The organism is Amycolatopsis sp. NPDC114505 (assembly GCF_055633615.1).
The window spans coordinates 864,783-883,829 of record NZ_JBVKDV010000003.1; the positions used below are offsets into that span (position 1 = coordinate 864,783).

The 19,047-nt window shown below is 69.7% G+C and carries 14 protein-coding genes, 1 tRNA gene and 1 pseudogene; 14 read left to right on the forward strand and 2 right to left on the reverse strand.

Annotated elements, in window-relative coordinates; genetic code table 11:
* Positions 1–85 precede the first annotated feature (85 nt).
* From ACZ7OU_RS33275 to ACZ7OU_RS33290, 4 genes are all read left to right on the forward strand, one after another.
* A complete protein-coding gene (locus ACZ7OU_RS33275; RefSeq protein WP_470258256.1) occupies positions 86–1,123 on the forward strand; it encodes a FecCD family ABC transporter permease in 1,038 nt (345 codons plus the stop codon).
* A gap of 1 nt (position 1,124) precedes the next feature.
* Positions 1,125–2,177 (forward strand): FecCD family ABC transporter permease, encoded by a 1,053-nt coding sequence (locus ACZ7OU_RS33280; RefSeq protein ID WP_470258257.1) that lies wholly within the window; start codon positions 1,125–1,127, stop codon positions 2,175–2,177.
* A 3-nt stretch (positions 2,178–2,180) separates the two neighbouring features.
* Positions 2,181–2,984, forward strand: coding sequence for an ABC transporter ATP-binding protein (locus ACZ7OU_RS33285; protein WP_470258258.1), 804 nt, complete (start codon positions 2,181–2,183; stop codon positions 2,982–2,984).
* Between the two features lie 75 nt (positions 2,985–3,059).
* Positions 3,060–3,545: a DinB family protein gene (locus ACZ7OU_RS33290; RefSeq protein WP_470258259.1), complete on the forward strand. Its 486-nt coding sequence runs from the start codon at positions 3,060–3,062 to the stop codon at positions 3,543–3,545.
* Here the strand turns inward: ACZ7OU_RS33290 and ACZ7OU_RS33295 are convergent.
* Entirely contained in the window at positions 3,532–4,842 is a 1,311-nt protein-coding gene (locus tag ACZ7OU_RS33295; protein WP_470258260.1) for a lysine N(6)-hydroxylase/L-ornithine N(5)-oxygenase family protein, read from the reverse strand. The genes ACZ7OU_RS33290 and ACZ7OU_RS33295 overlap by 14 nt on opposite strands.
* A gap of 115 nt (positions 4,843–4,957) precedes the next feature.
* On the opposite strand from ACZ7OU_RS33295, the gene ACZ7OU_RS33300 reads away from it, so the two are divergent.
* The 5 genes from ACZ7OU_RS33300 (at position 4,958) to ACZ7OU_RS33320 (ending at position 11,200) form a co-directional block, all read left to right on the forward strand.
* On the forward strand, positions 4,958–5,902 hold the full coding sequence (locus ACZ7OU_RS33300; protein ID WP_470258261.1) for a methionyl-tRNA formyltransferase: 945 nt from the start codon (positions 4,958–4,960) through the stop codon (positions 5,900–5,902).
* 55 nt (positions 5,903–5,957) lie between these two features.
* On the forward strand, positions 5,958–8,045 hold the full coding sequence (locus tag ACZ7OU_RS33305) for an alpha-galactosidase (RefSeq protein ID WP_470258262.1): 2,088 nt from the start codon (positions 5,958–5,960) through the stop codon (positions 8,043–8,045).
* A 112-nt stretch (positions 8,046–8,157) separates the two neighbouring features.
* On the forward strand, positions 8,158–9,429 hold the full coding sequence (locus ACZ7OU_RS33310; RefSeq protein WP_470258263.1) for an extracellular solute-binding protein: 1,272 nt from the start codon (positions 8,158–8,160) through the stop codon (positions 9,427–9,429).
* Positions 9,411–10,382, forward strand: coding sequence for a carbohydrate ABC transporter permease (locus tag ACZ7OU_RS33315; protein WP_470258264.1), 972 nt, complete (start codon positions 9,411–9,413; stop codon positions 10,380–10,382). The genes ACZ7OU_RS33310 and ACZ7OU_RS33315 overlap by 19 nt, the downstream gene beginning before the upstream one ends.
* Entirely contained in the window at positions 10,379–11,200 is an 822-nt protein-coding gene (locus tag ACZ7OU_RS33320; protein WP_470258265.1) for a carbohydrate ABC transporter permease, read from the forward strand. The genes ACZ7OU_RS33315 and ACZ7OU_RS33320 overlap by 4 nt, the downstream gene beginning before the upstream one ends.
* Positions 11,201–11,593: 393 nt before the next feature.
* Here ACZ7OU_RS33320 and ACZ7OU_RS33325 read toward each other — a convergent pair whose 3' ends face one another.
* A complete protein-coding gene (locus ACZ7OU_RS33325) occupies positions 11,594–13,231 on the reverse strand; it encodes an ABC-F family ATP-binding cassette domain-containing protein (protein WP_470258266.1) in 1,638 nt (545 codons plus the stop codon).
* Between the two features lie 143 nt (positions 13,232–13,374).
* Between ACZ7OU_RS33325 and ACZ7OU_RS33330 the strand changes: the two genes are divergently transcribed.
* The 5 genes and pseudogenes from ACZ7OU_RS33330 to ACZ7OU_RS33350 all read left to right on the forward strand — a co-directional run bounded on the left by ACZ7OU_RS33330 (position 13,375) and on the right by ACZ7OU_RS33350 (position 19,005).
* A complete protein-coding gene (locus tag ACZ7OU_RS33330; protein WP_470244410.1) occupies positions 13,375–14,286 on the forward strand; it encodes a PaaX family transcriptional regulator in 912 nt (303 codons plus the stop codon).
* Between the two features lie 2 nt (positions 14,287–14,288).
* On the forward strand, positions 14,289–15,068 hold the full coding sequence (locus ACZ7OU_RS33335) for an enoyl-CoA hydratase/isomerase family protein (RefSeq protein WP_470258267.1): 780 nt from the start codon (positions 14,289–14,291) through the stop codon (positions 15,066–15,068).
* A gap of 149 nt (positions 15,069–15,217) precedes the next feature.
* The gene (locus ACZ7OU_RS33340) at positions 15,218–17,473 is read left to right on the forward strand and encodes a glycosyl hydrolase family 18 protein (protein WP_470258268.1); all 2,256 of its coding nucleotides are present in this window, start codon (positions 15,218–15,220) and stop codon (positions 17,471–17,473) included.
* A 171-nt stretch (positions 17,474–17,644) separates the two neighbouring features.
* A pseudogene (locus ACZ7OU_RS33345) lies at positions 17,645–18,817 on the forward strand (alginate lyase family protein).
* Between the two features lie 114 nt (positions 18,818–18,931).
* Positions 18,932–19,005, forward strand: a tRNA-Pro gene (locus ACZ7OU_RS33350).
* The last annotated feature ends 42 nt before the right edge of the window (positions 19,006–19,047 follow it).

The window sequence follows — 19,047 nt, forward strand, 5'->3', positions numbered from 1 at the left end:
AGGTGACCCTAACAAACGGATGGTGAGGATGCACTCCTGTACCATCGGTTAGCCTTACCTAAAAGAAGTACCAGTCGGAGGTGCGGTGCGAACAGACCCCGGAGGGATCGCTCTCACGCGACGCCCGCCACACACGGGCCGCGCCCTCGGTCTCTTGGCCGCCTTCGGCGTCCTCGTTCTCCTGTGCCTGCTGAGCATCTGGCTGGGGTCGAAGGAGATCTCGTTCGGCGCCGTCTGGCAGGTGCTGTGGCACGACGACGGCTCCGCGGACGCCGTGATCATCCACAGTGTGCGGATGCCGCGGACGCTGCTCGCGGTGCTGGTGGGCGCCGGACTCGGGCTCGCCGGCACGGTCATGCAGGCGCTGACCCGCAATCCGCTGGCCGACCCGGGTCTGCTCGGCGTCAGCGCCGGGGCCGCGTTCGCGATCGTGTTCTCGATCACCGTGCTGGGCATCAGCTCGCTCTACGGCTACATCTGGTTCGCCTTCGCCGGCGCGCTCCTCGCCACGGCCGTCGTCTACTACCTCGGCACGCGCGGGCGCGCGGGGTCGAGCCCGGTCAAGCTCGCGCTCGCCGGCGCCGCCGTCACGGCTCTGCTGTCGTCGTTCACCAGCGCGATGGTGCTGTCGGACCCGGTGGCGCTCAACCGCTACCGCTTCTGGTCGGCCGGCTCGCTGTCCGGTGTGGACGCGAACGCGTTGCTGCAGGTGCTGCCGTTCCTCGTCATCGGGGTGGTGCTGGCGGTCGCGAGCGGCCCGGCGCTCAACAGCCTCGCGCTCGGTGACGACGTCGCGATCGCGCTCGGCCGGAAGCTGGGGCCGCTGCGGCTGCGCGGCGCGCTGGCGATCACCCTGCTGACCGGCGCCGCCGTCGCCGTCGCCGGGCCGATCGTGTTCCTCGGCCTGATCGTCCCGCACGCGGTGCGGTTCCTGATCGGACCGGATCACCGCTGGTTGCTGCCCTACACCGCGATTCTCGCGCCGTGCCTGCTGCTCGCCGCGGACATCCTGGGCCGGATCATGGCGCGCCCGAGCGAGATCCGCGCCGGTGTGATCGTCGCGTTCCTCGGCGCGCCGTTCTTCATCTACCTGGTCCGCCGCCGCAAGCTCGTGGAGTCCTGACATGAGCCTGCTGCAGATCCGGACCGACCGCGTCACCTTCCGCGCCGGCGCGGTGTCCGGCCGCGTCCGGCCGCGACTGCTGCTCGTCTCGATCGTCCTCGCCGTGCTCGTGTTCGTGCTCTTCTGCGTGGGCATGACGATCGGCGACGTCCCGATGAGCGTGTCCGACGTGCTGTCCGGCCTGTTCGGCGGTGGCGACAGCGGGAACGGCTACATCGTGCAGGAGCTGCGGCTGCCCCGGGCGCTGACCGGGCTGCTGGCCGGGCTCGCGTTCGGCGCGTCGGGCGCGGTGTTCCAGACGATCACCCGCAACCCGCTGGCCAGCCCGGACATGATCGGCATCAACGCGGGCGCGGCGACGTTCGTCGTCGCCGGGATCGCGTTCGGCTTCGGCGGCGGGCTCGGCACCACCACGCTCGGCCTCCTCGGCGGCCTGCTCACGGCGCTGCTGGTCTACGCGCTGGCGTGGCGGCGCGGCACCACCGGGTACCGGATCCTCCTGGTGGGCATCGGCATCTTCGCGATGTGCACCAGCCTCACCGACTACCTGCTGAGCAAGGCACAGATCACCGAGGCGCAGGCGTCGATCGGCTGGCTGGTCGGCAACCTCGCCAACCGCGGCTGGGAGCACGTCGTCCCGCTGTTCTTCGCGCTCCTCGTGCTGTTCCCGGTGGTGCTGGCGCTGTCCCGCTGGATGCAGACGCTGCTGCTCGGCGACGACGTGGCGGCCGGGCTCGGCACGCCGGTGCAGCCGGTCCGGCTGGGCCTGCTGCTGGCCGGCGCCGGCCTGGTCGCGTTCGCGACGGCGTCGGCGGGCCCGATCTCGTTCGTCGCACTGACTTCGCCGCAGATCGCGCAGCGGCTCGCCAAGCTGTCCTCGCCGCCGATCACGGCGTCCGCGCTCACCGGCGCGGTCGTGGTGCTGGGCAGCGACATCATCGCGCGTTCGCTGACGGCGTCGGCGCTCCCGGTCGGCATCGTGACCGGCGTGCTCGGCGCCCCGCTGCTGCTCTGGCTGCTGGCCAGGGCCAATCGATCCGGCTCCGGAGGCTGACCCATGACACCATCCCTGCGCGTGCAGGACCTCCGCGTCGCCTACGACGACCGGGTCGTCATCGACGGTCTCGACCTCGACATCCCGCCGGAGCAGATCACCGCGATCGTCGGGCCGAACGCGTGTGGCAAGTCGACGCTGCTGCGCACCCTCGCCCGGCTGCTGACGCCGAAGTCGGGCGTGGTGTACCTGGACGGCCGCTCGATCCACGACCTGCCGACCCGTCAGGTCGCCCAGCGCCTCGGGATCCTGCCGCAGTCCCCGGTGGCGCCCGAGGGCATGACGGTGGCGGACCTCGTCGGCCGCGGCCGAGCCCCCCACCAGAGCTGGTGGCGCCAGTGGTCCACATCGGACGAAGGTGCGGTCGCGTCGGCACTGGAAGCGACGTCCATGACGGACCTGGCGGACCGCCCGGTGGACGAGCTGTCCGGCGGCCAGCGCCAGCGAGCGTGGATCGCGATGGCGGTCGCGCAGGGCACACCGGTGCTGCTGCTGGACGAGCCGACGACGTACCTCGACCTGGCCCACCAGATCGACGTGCTCGACCTGGTGGTCGACCTCAACCGCACCGAGGGCCGCACGGTGGTCATGGTCCTGCACGACCTGCCGCAGGCGTGCCGCTACGCCGACCACGTGATCGCGATGAAGTCCGGGCGGATCGTGGCATCGGGCAAGCCGGTCGAGGTCATCACTGAGGAGCTGGTGGACGAGGTGTTCGACGTCCGCTGCCAGGTGACCCCGGACCCGGTGAGCGGGACCCCGATGGTGATCCCGATCAGCCGCCACCACCCGGCGCCGGTCGACTAGCGCTATCCTGGGCGTGGCCCGCCTCGTGCCGTTCCGAGGTCCGTCCGGCCACCACCCCGTTGAGGAGCTGACCCTGTGTTCGTGCTGCCCGAAATCACCACCGGATCCGAGCGTCACCTGCTGGAGGCGTCGATGGACCGCCAGCGCCGCGCGGTCGCCGACACCGCGCGCGGCCTGTCCGAAGCCGACGTCCGGCGGCGCCTGGTCACGTCCATGACCACGCCGATCGGCCTGGTCAAGCACGCCGCGATGGCCGAACGCCGGTGGTTCCAGCTCCTCCTGCTCGGCCTCGACGAGTCCGAGTGCGACGGGCCCACGACCCCGGGCGACGCCAGTTTCGCCGTCGCCGAAAGCGAAACCCTCGCCGACGTGATCGCCGAGTTCGAGCGGGCGAGCGCTCGCTCACGCGAGATCGCGGCCCGCTTCGAACTCGACGACACCTGGACGCACGACGTCCTCGGCGAGGTCAACCTCCGGTTCGTCTACCTGCTCCTGATCGAGGACTTCGCCCGGCACGCCGGCCACAGCGACATCCTCCGGGAGCAGCTCACCGCGCGCTGACCGCGTACTCCCCCTCGGGCGCCGCGACGACTCGGCGGTCCACAATGGACTGCAGGATCTCCCCCACCCGCACCGCGGTGTTCGACAGCAGCGACGACGTGATCCCGTGCGTGTGCTCGGTGCCGCCCTGCAGGTAGATCCCGCCGCGCAGGGGCGGCTCCGTCGTGAGCCGGTAGTCGCGCTCGACGCGCAGGCGGCCTTCGTCGTCGCGCAGGCACCGCGGGCCGAGCTCGCCCAGCAGCGGCGTCGGGTCCGCGGGCCGGTAGCCCGTGGCGTACACGACCGCGTCGGCCTCGAGCACCGTCCGCGAACCCGTCGTCAGCGACTCGACGGTCACCGTTCCCGCGCCGGTCACCTCGACCGGGCGCGACACGTTGAACAGCCGCAACCGCTCCACCCCCAGCACCTTCTCGCGGTACATCCGGCGGTACAGCTCGTCGATCAGGTCGATGTCGACGGCCGAGTAGTTCGTCGCGCCGTGGTAGCGCATCAGGCGGTCCTTGACCGGCTCGCCCGCGCGGTAGAACTGGTCGACGGCGTCGGGGTCGAAGATCCGGTTCGCGAACGAGCTGTCGTCGGCCGGGCTGTAGCCGTAGCGCGCGAACACCGCGCACACCTCGGCGCGCGGGAACTCGTCGTGCAGCAGCGCCGCGACCTCCGCGGCGCTCTGCCCGGCGCCGACCACGACGAACCGCTTCGGATCCGCGTCACGCAAGGCGTCCACGCGGAACAGCAGCTCGCTGTTGTGCCAGATCCGGTCGCCGGCGGTGACGCCGTCGGGCAGCTGGGGCCGCAAACCCGTGCCCACCACCAGGTTCCGGGCGCGCAGCGACGAACCGTCCGAAGCCTCGACGTCGAAGTACGCGACCTCGTCACCGTCGTGGACCGGCTTCACCGCGACGACCTCGGTGCCGTAGGAGACGACGTCGTCGACCTTCGCGGCCGCCCACTCGAAGTAGTCGTGGAACTCGACGCGCAGCGGGAACAGGTTCTTGTGGTTGATGAAGTCGACGAGCCGGTCGGCCGCGTGCAGGTAGTTGAGGAAGCTGAACTCGCTGGTCGGGTTGCGCATGGTGACCAGGTCCTTGAGGAACGAGACCTGCATCGTCGCGGTGTCGATCAGCATCCCGCGGTGCCAGCCGAAGCGCGGCTGCCGCTCGAGGAAGTGCGCGGTCACCGGCTCCCCCGGGCCCGCGTTGTGCTCGGCGAGAGCGATGGCGAGGGCCAGGTTCGACGGGCCGAAGCCCACCCCGACGACGTCGTAGATCGGGATCTGTTCGCCGGCCTCTGCAGTCATGTTGCTCCCTTGCGCGCTCCGGTACCGTTCAGGGAACCCTAACCTAAGTAAGGCGAGCCTCGCCTAGTACGTTCGTGGTGATGTTCGTCCCCCGATCACGAAAGGGCACTCTCGAATGCGCGTGGCGATGTTCGGCTACCAGACCTGGGGGCACCGGACCCTCCAGGCGCTCATCGACGCCGGCCACGAGGTCGCTCTCGTGGTCACGCACCCGAAGAGCGACCACGCCTACGAGCGGATCTGGGCCGACTCGGTCGCCGACCTCGCGGAGGCCAACGGCATCCGCGTCCTGCTGCGCAACCGCCCGGACGACGCCGAGCTGCTGGCCGAGCTGAAGGCGGCGGAGCTCGACCTGATCGTGGCGAACAACTGGCGCACGTGGCTGCCGCCGGAGATCTTCGCGCTCCCGCGCCACGGGACCCTGAACATCCACGACTCGCTCCTGCCGTCCTACGCGGGTTTCTCGCCGCTGATCTGGGCGATGATCAACGGCGAGCCGGAAGTCGGCGTCACCGCCCACATGATGGACGGCGAGCTCGACGCGGGCGACATCGTCCTGCAGCGCGCGATCCCGGTCGGCCCGGCCGACACGACGACGGACCTGTTCCACCGCACGGTCGACCTGATCGCGCCGATCACGGCGGAGGCGATCTCGAAGATCGAGACGGGCTACACGCCGGTGCCGCAGGACCGGACGAAGGCCAGCTTCTTCCACAAGCGCGCGGCCCGGGACAGCCTCGTCGACTGGACGTCGCCGCCGGCGGACATCGAGCGGTTCGTGCGCGCACTGTCCGACCCGTACCCGAACGCGTTCACCTACCACCGGGGCGAGCAGCTGCGGATCCTCCGCGCGTCGGTGTCCCGCGGCCACTACGGCGGCACGCCGGGCCGCATCTTCATCCGGGAGGGCGAGGGCGTGGTGATCGTGGCCGGGCCGGACGCGCGTCGCGGGCAGTCGCCGGGACTGCTGGTCGAGCGGGTCCGCACGGCGGACGGCACCGACCTGCCCGCGGCCGACTACTTCAAGACCATGGGCGGGTACCTCACCGACCGGCCCTGACCGATCAGCGGGACACCCCTTGGCGCCCGGTCGCCCCGGCGCCAGGATGGCCCGCATGGCCGGGATCCGCTTCCTCGAAGACCACCGCGCGTGGGTGCTCGCCACCGCGTCGAGCACCTACGCGCTGCGGCTCGACGAGGACGACGTCCCGACTCACGTCCACTGGGGCCCGAAGCTGCCCGCCGAGGACGTCCCGGACCTCATCGGGAAAACCCTTCCCTGGTGGGACGGCTTCAACGACCCCAACGAAGGCCTCGACGAACTGGCCGCCGACGGCGGGACCAAGTTCTGGACCCCCGCCCTGCAGCTCCGCTTCGCCGACGGCACCCGCGCGCTCGAATGGCGCTACGCCACCCACGAGATCGACCACGACCACCTGAAGATCCGCTTCACCGACCGCCACTACCCCCTCCGGATCACCCTCCACTACCGCCTGAAAGGTCCGGTCCTCGAGCGGTGGACCGAACTGGCCGCCGACACCGACGTCGAGGTCGTCCGGGCCGACTCCGCGACCTGGGTGCTGCCCGTCCGGGACGACTACCGGCTCAGCCACGTCACCGGCCGGTGGGCCGCGGAAACCCAGCTCCACCGCACCCCGGCGCCCCACGGTGAGACGACGTTCGCGAGCCGCCGCGGGATCACCGGCCACCACGCCAACCCGTGGGTCATGGTCGACGACGGCACCGCGACCGAGCGCCACGGCGAGGTCCACGGCGTCGCCCTCGCGTGGAGCGGGTCCTGGCGCCTGACCGCCACCCGCTCGTCCACCGGCCGGCTGACCGTCAGCGGCGGCTTCGGCCAGGACGGCGTCGTGCACCGCGTCGGGCCGGGCAAGCCGCTGACGACACCGGTCGCCGCCGGGCTCTACACCGACGGCGGGTTCGGTGCCGCCAGCCGCGTCTGGCACGCCTACGTCCGGGACCATGTCCTCCCCCACCCGCACGAGCTGCGACCGGTGCTCTACAACTCTTGGGAGGCAACGGGTTTCGACGTCTCCGAGAAGGGACAGCGCCTGCTCGCCGAGCGCGCCGCCGCACTCGGCGTCGAACTGTTCGTCATGGACGACGGCTGGTTCGGCGAACGGACCGGAGACCACGCCGGGCTCGGTGACTGGCACGTCAACCGCGACCGCTTTCCCGACGGCCTCGAGCCCCTCGTCGACGCGGTGCACGGGCTCGGCATGCGGTTCGGCCTCTGGGTCGAGCCCGAAATGGTCAACCCCGCCAGCGACCTCTACCGCGCGCACCCCGACTGGGTCCTGTACCACCCGCACCGGCGCCGGTCGGAGCTGCGCAACCAGCTCGTCCTCAACTTCGCCCGGCCCGACGTCGCGGCCTGGGCGCACGACTGGCTCGACCGGCTCGTCGGCGACCACGGCGTCGACTTCCTCAAGTGGGACATGAACCGCCCGTTCAGCGAAGCGGGCTGGCCGGGCGACGCGGACCCGGACCGCCTGTGGGTCGAGCACACCCGGGCCGTCCACGCGCTCATGGACCGCCTCCGGGCGGACCACCCGGGCCTGCGCATCGAGGCGTGCGCCGGCGGCGGTGGCCGGATCGACCTCGGCGTGCTCGCGCGCGCCGACCAGGTGTGGACGTCGGACAACACCGACGCCCTCGACCGGCTGCGGATCCAGCACGGCTACGGCCAGCTCTACCCGGCCCGCGCGATGTCCGCGTGGGTCACCGACAACCCCGGCTTCGTCACGGGCCGCTCGGTGCCGCTGCGGTTCCGGTTCCACGTCGCCATGGCCGGCGTGCTCGGCATCGGCGGCGACATCGCGCGCTGGCCGGACGACGACCTCGCGCTCGCCCATGAGCTGATCGCGCTCTACCAGGACATCCGGCCCGTGGTCCAGCACGGCGCGCTGTACCGGCTGCGGCCGCCGGTCGACGACGGGGTCACGGCGATCCAGTACGTCCACGAGGATCGGGTGGTCGTCTTCGCCTACCGGCAGGCCGCGCACTTCAACGCGCCGGAGCGCCCGCTGCGGCTCGACGGCCTCGATCCCACTCACCGGTACCTCGATTCGGAGTCCGGAACCTCGTACCGCGGAGCCGTGCTGCTCGCCCACGGGCTGCCCCTCGGCCTGCCGACCGGCGACTTCGCGAGCAGAGTCGTCCAATTGCATCGAAAGATCTGATCTCTCGACGGATCAACGCGGGATTCGACGGGATTCGACGCTTGACACCGCATCAGAGGTCCGATCAAATGCGTCGTACATCACATATGGTGGGTGGCATGTGGGAGGAACGATGAGACGGTCCCTGGCGCTCGGAGCGGCAGTGCTCCTCGCTGTGAGCGGATGCTCGGTCGGCGCGAACACCGGCGGGAGCGGCAGCGCGGAAATCACGTTCCTGACCTTCGAAACGCCGAACCTCACGCCGGCCTACTGGGACGCCGCCATCAAGCGCGTCACCGACAAGAACCCGGGGATCAAGGTCAAGAAGCTCGTCGCCCCGACCGCCGACGGGCGGACGTCGTACGCGAAGCAGCTCCTGCAGTCCGGCCAGTTCCCGGACGTGATGATCGCCGTCGACTCGGCGGGGTTCGCCGAGGCGGGCAACCTCTACGCGTGGACGCCCGACGAGCTGAAGGACTTCCAGTTCCCGGACGCGAACCCGGTGCGGGGCAAGTACTTCCAGCTGCCGGCGAACACCCAGACCATCCCGCCGATCTACTACAACAAGAAGCTGTTCGCCGACGCGGGCATCACCACGACCCCGAAGACCTGGGCCGAGCTGGAAACCGACGCCGGCAAGCTGAAGGACAAGGGCATCGCGCCGTTCACCATCGGCGGCGGCAAGGACGGCTTCCCGTCGTCGATGATCCTTTCCGGACTGGTCAGCACCGAGGTGTACAACACGATCCCGGACTGGCTGACCCAGCGCCGTCAGGACAAGGTCAAGTTCGCCGATCCCACGTTCCAGAAAGCGTTTTCGAAGCTTGCCGACCTCGCCACGAAGGGGTACGTGGACAAGACGAGCGTGTCGCGCGACTACGCGGCCACCGAGCAGGCCTTCCTCGACGGCAAGAGCGCGATGTACCCGATGGGCAACTGGTTCGCCGCCAACGCCGACACCAAGAAGCACAACTTCGAGGTCGGCGTCTTCAACTTCCCGACCGAGGACGGCAAGCTCGTCGTCCCGGCCTACACCGGCGGCGGCATGATCGTGAACGCCAAGGCGGCCAACCTGGACGCCGCCAAGAAGTTCGCCCTCGGCTTCCAGCTCGACAAGGACCAGCTCGACGCGTCGGTCAAGGCCGACGGCCTGTTCCCCGCAATCAAGGGCTACACCCCGCCGGCGGACGTCGGGCCGACCTTCAAGGCCGGCTACGACCTCTACACGGAGGCGGTGCAGCAGAAAGCCGTCGTGCACGCGTTCCGCTGGGAGACCGCCGACGACGGCCTGCTGCCCGGCATGAAGGACAAGGTCGACCAGGCCGCCCAGGACGTGATCACCGGCCGCAAGTCCGTGGCCGACGCGTGCGCGTTCCTGGACACCGAGTGGGCGAAGGCGAGCTGACGCACTTGACCGCCGTCGTCAGTCCCCCCGCTCCCCTCTCGTCCCGGCGGAGGCCGGCCCACCGCAAGCGGCGCAAGCCGATCCTGCCGCGGGTGTGGCACTTCGCGTCGTTCGGCGCGCCGGGCGTGCTGGTCTACCTGTGCTTCGTGATGGCGCCGATCCTGATCAGCTTCGGGTACAGCCTCACCAATTACAACCCGTTCAACCCGCCGGTGAAGTTCGTCGGCTTCGACAACTACCGGCTGCTCTTCACCGACGAACAGTTCCTCACGGCGCTGAAGGTCACCACGATCCTGACGCTGATCGTGGTGATCGTGCCGAACGTGCTGGGCCTGGGCGTGGCGCTGCTGCTGGACCGGAAAGGCTGGCTCTACAACGCTTTGCGCAGCGTGTTCTTCACGCCGGTGATCCTCAGCTCGGTCGTCGTCTCGATCGTCTGGTCGCGGCTGCTCGACGACCAGGGTCCGCTCAACAACCTGCTGCGGGCGGTCGGGATCGAGCACCCGCCGGGCTGGCTTTCGGATCCCGACGTGGCGTTGTACTCGGTCGCGTCGATCGTGTGCTGGCAGATGCTCGGGTTCTGCGTCGTCGTCTACCTCGCGGGGTTGCAGGGGGTGCCCACCGAGCTGCTGGAGGCCGCCGAGATCGACGGCGCCGGGCCGCTGCGGCGGTTCCGCGCTGTGACGTGGCCGCTGCTCGCGCCGTCGCTGACGATCAACACGGTGGTGCTGCTCATTTCGGCGTTCAAGACCTACGACTACGTCAAGGTGATCACCAACGGCGGCCCGGGCTCCGGCGCCACCGCGACGATCGCGTTCGACGTGCTGCAGACCGGCTTCGACTCGAACCACGTCGGCTACGCGTCCGCGATGGCCGTGTTGATGCTGGTGATCGTCGCGGTCGTGACGACGGTCGTGCTGAACTTCCTCCGCCGCCGGGAGGTGGACCTGTGACCCGCTCCTGGCTGCGGCCGTCGGTGGCGCTGGTCGTCAGCGCGATGTTCTTCGTACCGTTGTATTTGGTGCTGGCCAACGTGATCAAGCACGGCGACCGGATCGCCGCGGAGCCGGCGTCGCTCCCGCTGCCACCGACGCTGGCGAACATCCACGCGGTGCTGACCCGCCCGGACGGGCTGTTCTGGGTCAGCCTGACCAACAGCGTCGTCGTCACGACGCTGTCGATCCTGGTGCTGACGGTGCTGTCGGCCATGCTCGGCCACTACCTGGCGCGGTCGGGCAAGCGGTGGACGAAGGTTCTGACGCTGGTGCTGCTGGCCGGGCTGATGATCCCGCCGCAGGTGATCCTGATCCCGATCACGGACGTCCTGCGGGTGACGCACCTGATGGCGACGTTGCAGGGGCTGATCCTGTTCAACGTCGGGTACTACGTGCCGTTCGGGGTCTTCGTGTTCAGCGGGTTCATCCGGAGTGTGCCGGTGGAGCTGGAGGAGGCGGCGTTGCTGGACGGAGCGAGCCGCATGCAGGTGTTCTGGCGCGTGGTGTTCCCGCTGTTGCGCCCGGCGACGGCATCGGTGCTGATTTTCTTGGGCGTGTGGATCTGGAACGACTTCATCGACCCGCTGATCATCCTCGGCCCCAGCCAGGGCACGACGATCACGACGGGGATCTATCGTTCGATCGGCCAGTACCAGGCCGACTTGGGCAGCGTGTTCGCGCTGATGTTCTTGGCGACGCTTCCGGTGCTGATCTTCTATCTGGCGTTGCAGAAGCAGTTCGTCAAGGGCCTGACCGGCGGCGCGACGAAGGGGTGAGCAGCGGTCACCTTCGAGAGCAGTGCTCACTTACGCGGGCGAGCAGCGCTCCCACCCAAGAGCACCGCTCTCCCGCAGCAGTGAACAGCGCTCGACTTCGAGAGCACCGCTCACCCGCAACAGGAAGCGGCGCCAGGTTCCGAGAGCACCGCTCACCCGCGGCGGCGGGCACTGCCCTCACCCGCGAGCACCGCTCCGTCAAGCTCTGCGCCGCGTTCAGGACCCGAGAGCACCGCTCTTCCCACGACGGCAGCGGCACTCAGTTTCGAGAGCGCCGCTCACCAGCTACAGAGAGCAGCGCCCAGCTTCGGGAGCACTGCTCACACGCGACTGCGAGCGCCGATCAGGTTAGAGAGCACTGCTCACCGGCACCACGACCGAGCCCACCAGCGGTCAAAGCTCCCGAACCTTCCCCCCATCAACCTCAAACCGCCGAGTGACGTGCACAGCGTCAAGCATCCGACGGTCGTGAGTCACCAGCAAAAGCGTGCCCGGGTACCTATCCAACGCCGCCTCGAGCTGCTCGATCGCCGGCAGGTCAAGATGGTTCGTCGGCTCATCCAGCACCAGCAGATTCACCCCACGGGCCTGCAGCAACGCCAGCCCAGCACGCGTCCGTTCCCCCGGCGACAGCGTCGCAGCGGAGCGCAGCACGTGGGCCGCCTTGAGACCGAACTTGGCCAGCAGCGTCCGAACATCGGCGTCGGGCAGCTCCGGCACCTCCCGGGCGAACGCCGTAGCCAGCGGCACGTCCCCAAGGAACAGCCGCCGGGCCTGGTCGACCTCGCCGACCACCACACCCGGGCCGAGCGCCGCGTCGCCGTCGGACAACGGCAGCTGACCGAGGAGCGCGGCCAGCAGCGTCGACTTGCCGGAGCCGTTCGCGCCGGTGATGGCGACCTTGTCCGCCCAGTCGATCTGCAGGTCGACCGGCCCCAGCGTGAACCCGCCGCGCCGGACGACCGCGCCGCGCAGGGTCGAGACCACCGCGCCCGCGCGGGGGGCCGCCGCGATCTCCATCCGCAGCTCCCACTCCTTGCGCGGCTCCTCGACGACGTCCAGTCGCTCGATCATCCGGTCGGTCTGCCGGGCCTTCGACGCCTGCTTCTCGGTGGCCTCGCTGCGGAACTTGCGGCCGATCTTGTCGTTGTCGGGCGCCTTGCGGCGGGCGTTCTTGACGCCCTTCTCCATCCACCCGCGCTGCATCCGCCCGCGCGCCTCCAGTGACGCCTTCGTGTCGGCGTACTCGTCGTACTCCTCACGCGCGTGCCGGCGCGCGACCTCGCGCTCTTCGAGGTACGCCTCGTAGCCACCGCCGTAGACGTTGACCTGCTGCTGCGCCAGGTCCAGCTCGACGACGCGGTCGACCGTCCGGGCCAGGAACTCGCGATCATGACTGACCAGGACGGTCGCCGACCGCAGCCCGGACACGAACCGCTCCAGCCGGGCCAGCCCGTCCAGGTCGAGGTCGTTGGTCGGCTCGTCGAGCAGGAAGACGTCGTAGCGGCTCAGCAGCAGCGACGCGAGCCCGGCGCGCGCGGCCTGCCCGCCCGACAGCGACGTCATCGGCTGGTCGAGGTCGACGGCCAGCCCGAGGTCGGCGGCGACCTCGGCGGCGCGGTCGTCGAGGTCCGCGCCACCCAGGTCGAGCCACCGGTCCAGTGCCACGGCGTACTGGTCGTCCGCACCCACCGAGCCCGCGGTCAGCGCCGACGTCGCCGCGTCGAGGTCCGCCTGCGCCGCCGACACGCCGGTGCGCCGAGCCAGGAACGCGCGCACCGACTCGCCTTCGCGCCGCTCGGGCTCCTGGGGCAGGTGCCCGACGGTCGCGGTCGGCGGGTTCAGCCGGATCTCGCCGTCGTCGGGTTTCGCGAGCCCGGCCAGCGTCCGCAGGAGCGTCGACTTGCCGGCGCCGTTGACGCCGACCAGGCCGACGACGTCGCCGGGGGCGACCACGAGATCGAGGCCGGAGAAGAGGATGCGGTCACCGTGGCCCGCGGCCAGGTCCTTCGCGACGAGAGTTGCGCTCATGAGGTGGTCAAGTCTACGGGGCCGTGCTGAACTGTCAGATCATGGTCAAACGCACCGACTGTGTGTGTCCGGTGGCGCTTTGATCACTCAGTGTGGGTAACCTGTTCGGTTGTCGCTACCCCCGCGCAGTGAGGTGAAAGAGCATGGGCGAATCCGCTCCCCCGGTCACCATCGGCCGCAGGCCGAAACCGAGGGAAGGCCGCTCGTCCGCGCCCCGGCCCACGGTGAGCCGGCGGCGCGAGGTCAGCCACGCCAGCGCGCGGTCGCTGCTGATGACCGTGCTCGGCGAGTACACGCTGCCGCGCGACAAGCCGGTCTGGACGTCGATGCTGGTCGAGGTGCTCGGCATCCTCGACATCGAGGAGAAGTCGGCGCGCCAGGCGCTGGCCCGCTCCGCCGCCGAGGGCTGGATGGTCTCCGAGCGCGTCGGGCGCCGGGTCCGCTGGTCGCTGACGCCGCCGGGGCGTCGCCTCCTGACCGAGGGCGCCGAGCGGATCTACGCGTTCGGCCGCGAAGAGCGCCCCTGGAACGGCCAGTGGCTGATGCTGATCGTCTCCGTGCCCGAGGCCAAACGCGACCTGCGGCACCGCCTGCGCACGCGGCTGACCTGGGCGGGCTTCGGCTCACCGGTCGCCGGGGTGTGGGTCAGCCCGGACCTGAGCCGCCAGCGGGAGGCCCAGCAGATCGTCAGCGAGCTCGGTCTCGACGCGCAGGCGATGTCGTTCACCGCCACCTACGGCGAGGTCGGCGAGCAGGAGACCATGGTCGCCCGCTCCTGGGACCTCACCGAGCTGAAGGACCGCTACGAGGACTTCATCGACCGGTTCACCGGCCTGCACCCCACCGGCGGCCGGGCGGTGCTGCGGGCGCAGACCGAGCTGGTGCACGAGTGGCGGCGATTCCCGTTCCTCGACCCGCAGCTGCCCGCCGAGCTCCTGCCGGCGAAGTGGAGCGGGACGAAAGCGGCGGAGCTGTTCCATCACAAACACGTCGACTGGCGCCCGGAGGCCCAGCAGTATTGGGACGACATCGTCGCCGCCGAAGAAGCAGGGTGAACATGACCGACCAGGTCCGCCTCGACCGTGACGGCGGGCTCGCCGTCCTGACCATCGACGCCCCGCCGTTGAACCTCTACACCGCTTCCCTGCAGGATTCACTCTCTTCGGCGATCGACGAGCTGGAGAAAGACCCCGCGCGGGCGCTGCTGATCCGCGCCGAGGGCAAGGTCGTCAGCGGCGGCGTGGACGTCTCCCTGTTCGACGCCCAGGGCTCGCCCGCCGAGGCGAAGGTGCTCTTCGACGCGATGCTCGCGGTGCCGGACAGGATCGCGGCGCTGCCGTTCCCGACGGTGTTCTCCGCGCACGGCCTGTGCCTGACCTGGGCGTTCGAGGTGGCCGTGGCGTGCGACCTGATCCTCGCCGCGTCGCGCGCGAAGTTCGGGCTGGTCGAGAAGGTCGTCGGGCTGACGCCGACCATGGGCGGCACCCAGCGGCTCGCCGCGCGTGCCGGCGTCGGCCGCGCCAAGGAGTTCGTGATGACCGGCGACACCTACGACGCCGCGACGCTCGAACGCTGGAACGTCGTCAACCGCGTCCTGCCCGACGAAGGGTTCGACGTCGCGGCCCGGGCCTTCGCCGCGCGGCTCGCGTCGGGTCCGACCCGGGCTCACGCGGCGACAAAGCGCGTCCTCAACCACTTCGCCGCCGGCGGTGTCCCGGAAGCGAACGCGAACATCACGTCGATCGCCGCCGAGCTGTTCGAAACCGAGGACCTTCGGAACGCCGTGAAGTCGTTCCTCGCCGACGGGCCCGGGAAGGCGACCTTCACGGGGCGGTGAAACCTCCGTTCGGACAACGGCTTCGGCCGTTCGGGGGCGCGCCCGTTTCGTCTTGATCGATGTGGTCTAGACCGGTTACCCGGCGCGGGTTACATTCGGACGTGGTCTAGACCACAGTCCGTCTGCCTCGTGCCGCTTGGAGAACCGCCATGAGACGCACTCCCGCACGACTACGCTCCGCGCTCGCCGCCGTACTGATCGCAGCCGGCGGCGTCGCGGCGCTCGCGCCACCCGCCGCCGCGGCCGGTTCGCTGACCGCCACCCTGGCGATGAGCGGAACGACCGGCACCTACACCGTCGCGAACACCGGCACCGCGTCGGTGAGCAACTGGGCGATCACCTTCACGCTGCCCGCCGGGATCACCGCCAGCACCGGCGAAAACGGCACGGTGACCCAGAACGGCACCCAGGTCACGCTCACCCCGGCGTACTACATCGCGACGCTGGCGCCGGGCCGGAACACCTACCCGTACAGCCCGACGTTCCGGCTCAGCGCCGCCGCGACGCCGGCGCAGTGCCGCGTCGACAACGCGAACTGCGACGGTTCACCCGACACTCCCCCGGGCGCGCCAGCCAACCTGCGGCTGGTCGCGAAGACCACCAAGACGGTCGCGCTGGCCTGGAACACCTCGACCGCCGGCTCGCTGCCGGTGACCGGTTACGACGTCTACCAGGGCACGGCCTTGGCCGCGTCGGTGACCGGTACGAGCGCCACGATCAGCGGGCTCACGCCGAGCACGGCGTACTCGTTCACGGTGAAGGCCAAGGACGCCAAGGGCACGACGTCCGCGGCGAGCGCCGCCTTGTCCGTGACCACGAACAACCCGGCCGACGACACTTCCCCGCCTTCGGCGCCGGGTGGGCTGCGCGCGACGGCCGCCGACTCGGGAAGCGTCTCCCTGGCCTGGACGGCGTCGACGGACAACACCGGCGTCGTGAGCTACGACGTCTACCGCGGGTCCACTCTGGCCACCACGGTGACCACGACGTCCGCCGTCGTGACGGGCCTGGCACCGTCCACTTCGTACACCTTCACGGTGCGCGCGCGGGACGGCTACGACAACGTGTCCGCGCCGAGTGCCGCGGTGACCGCCCGGACCGGCGACATCGTCGCGGGCTACGCGAAGGTCGGCTACTTCGTGCAGTGGGGCATCTACGGGCGCCAGTACTTCGTGAAGAACCTCGAGACGTCGGGTGCGGCCGCCAAGCTCACGCACCTGCTGTACGCGTTCGAGAACATCGACCCGGTGAACCTGACGTGCCTGTCCGGCGTCACGAAGGGCACGACGGCGAACCCGCAGGACCCCAACCAGGGCGACGGCGCGGGTGACGCCGAAGCCGACTACTCGCGGCCGTTCGCGGCGGCGCAGTCGGTGGACGGCGTGGCCGACACGGGCTGGGAGTCGTTGCGCGGCAACTTCAACCAGCTCAAGAAGCTCAAGGCGAAGCACCCGAACCTCAAGGTGCTGGTCTCGCTGGGCGGCTGGACGTACTCGAAGTACTTCTCCGATGTCGCGGCCACGGACGCGTCGCGGAAGAAGTTCGTCTCGTCGTGCCTCGACACGTGGATCAAGGGCAACCTCGCGTCCTACGGCGGCGCCGGCGGCCCGGGTACCGCGGCCGGCATCTTCGACGGCATCGACCTCGACTGGGAGTGGCCCGCGAGCGCCGACGGCCACCCGGGCAACCACTGGAGCCCGAACGACAAGAACAACCTAACGGCGTTGCTGGCCGAGTTCCGCACGCAGCTCGACGCGTACGGTGCGACGACCGGCAAGCGGTACCAGCTGCACGCGTTCACCCCGGCGGACCCGGCGAAGGTCGCGTCCGGCTGGGACCTGTCGAAGGTGTTCGGCTACCTCGACGTGGCGAACGTGCAGGGGTACGACTTCCACGGGTCGGGCAGCGACAACTCGTGGGAGCCGAACCGCACCGGGCACCAGGGCAACCTGTACGCGGACGCGGACGACCCGTACAACTTCCACTTCAGCGCGGAAGCGGCGATCAACGCCTACACGAACGCGGGCGTCGATCCACGGCGGCTGACGCTGGGCCTGGCGTTCTACGGTCGTGGCTGGCAGGGCGTCGCGGACGGCGGGAAGCACGGTGAGTGGCAGTCGGCCACCGGCGCGGCGCCGGGCCAGTTCGCCGAGGAGGCGGGCACCCGGGGTTACGCGAACCTGGTGGCGAGCGTGCCGGCGTGCACGGTCTACCACGACACCGCGGCGGTCGCGACGTCGTGTTACACGGGCAACGGCGGTCAGTGGTGGACGTTCGACGACGCATGGTCGATCGGGCTGAAGACGACGTGGCTGAAGCAGCGCGGCCTGCTCGGCGTGATGGCGTGGGAGATGTCGGGTGACACCGGGACGTTGATGAACGCGGTCAGCGCCGGTCTCGGCTGATTTGTTCAGCCCGCTGAACGGAAAACGCCTTCCGTTCAGCGGGCTGAACATTTTCCCGGCTATTTCTTCAGGAGGCGAAGAAAGGGCTCCCCGGTTCTTGACGGGCCGTGGTCTGGACCATGAGACTGGGCGCAGCGCGCTGCCCCGGACACCGTCGTCTCGAGGAGAGCCATGTCCCGCTTGAGAAAAGTCGTCACGCTCGCCGCACTGGTGCCACTGGCCCTCGGCCTGGTCGCCACCCCGGCCCCCGCGGCACCGGCGACGTTCACCCACCCCGGAGTGCTGGTCAGCCGTCCGCAGCTGGACTTCGTGAAAACGCAGGTGAACGCCGGCGCCCAGCCGTGGAAAGCCGCTTACGACCAAGCCAAAGCGAGTGCGTACGCGTCGCTTTCGCGGACGCCGAAACCGCGTTCGGTGGTCGAATGCGGCCCGTATTCGAACCCGAACAACGGGTGTACCGACGAGCGGGAAGACGCGATCGCGGCGTACACGGACGCCCTGATCTGGTACATCTCCGGCGACGCCCGCTACGCACAGAAGGCGATCGCGCTGATGGACGCGTGGTAGGCGACGATCACCAACCACACCAACAGCAACGCCCCGCTGCAGACGGGCTGGGCGGGCTCGTCCTGGCCCCGCGCGGCGGAGATCATCAAGTACACGTACACGAGCTGGCCGAACTCCGGCCGTTTCGGCACGATGCTGCGCAACGTGTACCTGAACAAAATCATCAACGGCAGCAACAGCAACGGCAACTGGGAACTGTCCATGATGGAGGCCGCGGTCGGCATCTCGGTGTTCCTGGAGGACAAGACGAACTTCGACAAGGCGGTGACCCGCTACCGCAACCGCGTCGCGGCGTACGTTTATCTGTCGTCCGACGGCGCGTTGCCGAAGACGGTCCCGGGCAGCGGACTGTCCACACGCGACCAGATCGTGGGCTACTGGCAAGGGCAGGGAACGTTCGTGGACGGCCTGACCCAGGAGACGTGCCGCGACTTCACGCACACGGGCTACGGCATCGCGGCGATCGCGGACGTGGCGGAGACGCTGCGCATCCAGGGCCAGGACGTGTACGGAACGGACGTGGGCGAGCGCCTGCGCCAGGCACTGGGGTTCCAGTCGAAGTACCAGCTGGGCACGGCGGCGCCGTCCTGGCTGTGCGGCGGTTCGTTGAAGCTGGGCCTCGGCCCGGTGACGGAGGTGGGCTTCAACGCGCTCCACACGCGCTTGGGGATCGCGATGGCGAACACGCAGACGTTGACGGAGCGCCAGCGCCCGGCGGGCTCGAACAACCTGTTCGTGGCGTGGCAGACGCTGACCCACGCCGGCAACGCTGCGTGAGGGCTCTTGGTTCGCCTGACCTGTTTCCGCAGGTCAGGCGGATCGAGGCCCCGCGTGCAAGCCCGTTGGACGGGCACGCTAAAGTACTTCTCACGCACTCAGCGAGTGCGGGTCCGGGCTGTGGCGCAGTTTGGTAGCGCACTTGACTGGGGGTCAAGGGGTCGCAGGTTCAAATCCTGTCAGCCCGACGGACAAGCCACGTTTACGCAGGTAAACGTGGCTTTCGTCGT

Bases quoted from the DNA above. Each gene is read 5' to 3' on its own strand.
- ACZ7OU_RS33280 (WP_470258257.1), top strand. From the start codon at position 1,125: ATGAGCCTGCTGCAGATCCGGACCGACCGCGTCACCTTCCGCGCCGGC.
- ACZ7OU_RS33285 (WP_470258258.1), top strand. From the start codon at position 2,181: ATGACACCATCCCTGCGCGTGCAGGACCTCCGCGTCGCCTACGACGAC.
- ACZ7OU_RS33295 (WP_470258260.1), bottom strand. From the start codon at position 4,842: ATGACTGCAGAGGCCGGCGAACAGATCCCGATCTACGACGTCGTCGGG.
- ACZ7OU_RS33300 (WP_470258261.1), top strand. From the start codon at position 4,958: ATGCGCGTGGCGATGTTCGGCTACCAGACCTGGGGGCACCGGACCCTC.
- ACZ7OU_RS33305 (WP_470258262.1), top strand. From the start codon at position 5,958: ATGGCCGGGATCCGCTTCCTCGAAGACCACCGCGCGTGGGTGCTCGCC.
- ACZ7OU_RS33310 (WP_470258263.1), top strand. From the start codon at position 8,158: ATGAGACGGTCCCTGGCGCTCGGAGCGGCAGTGCTCCTCGCTGTGAGC.
- ACZ7OU_RS33325 (WP_470258266.1), bottom strand. From the start codon at position 13,231: ATGAGCGCAACTCTCGTCGCGAAGGACCTGGCCGCGGGCCACGGTGAC.
- ACZ7OU_RS33330 (WP_470244410.1), top strand. From the start codon at position 13,375: ATGGGCGAATCCGCTCCCCCGGTCACCATCGGCCGCAGGCCGAAACCG.
- ACZ7OU_RS33335 (WP_470258267.1), top strand. From the start codon at position 14,289: ATGACCGACCAGGTCCGCCTCGACCGTGACGGCGGGCTCGCCGTCCTG.
- ACZ7OU_RS33340 (WP_470258268.1), top strand. From the start codon at position 15,218: ATGAGACGCACTCCCGCACGACTACGCTCCGCGCTCGCCGCCGTACTG.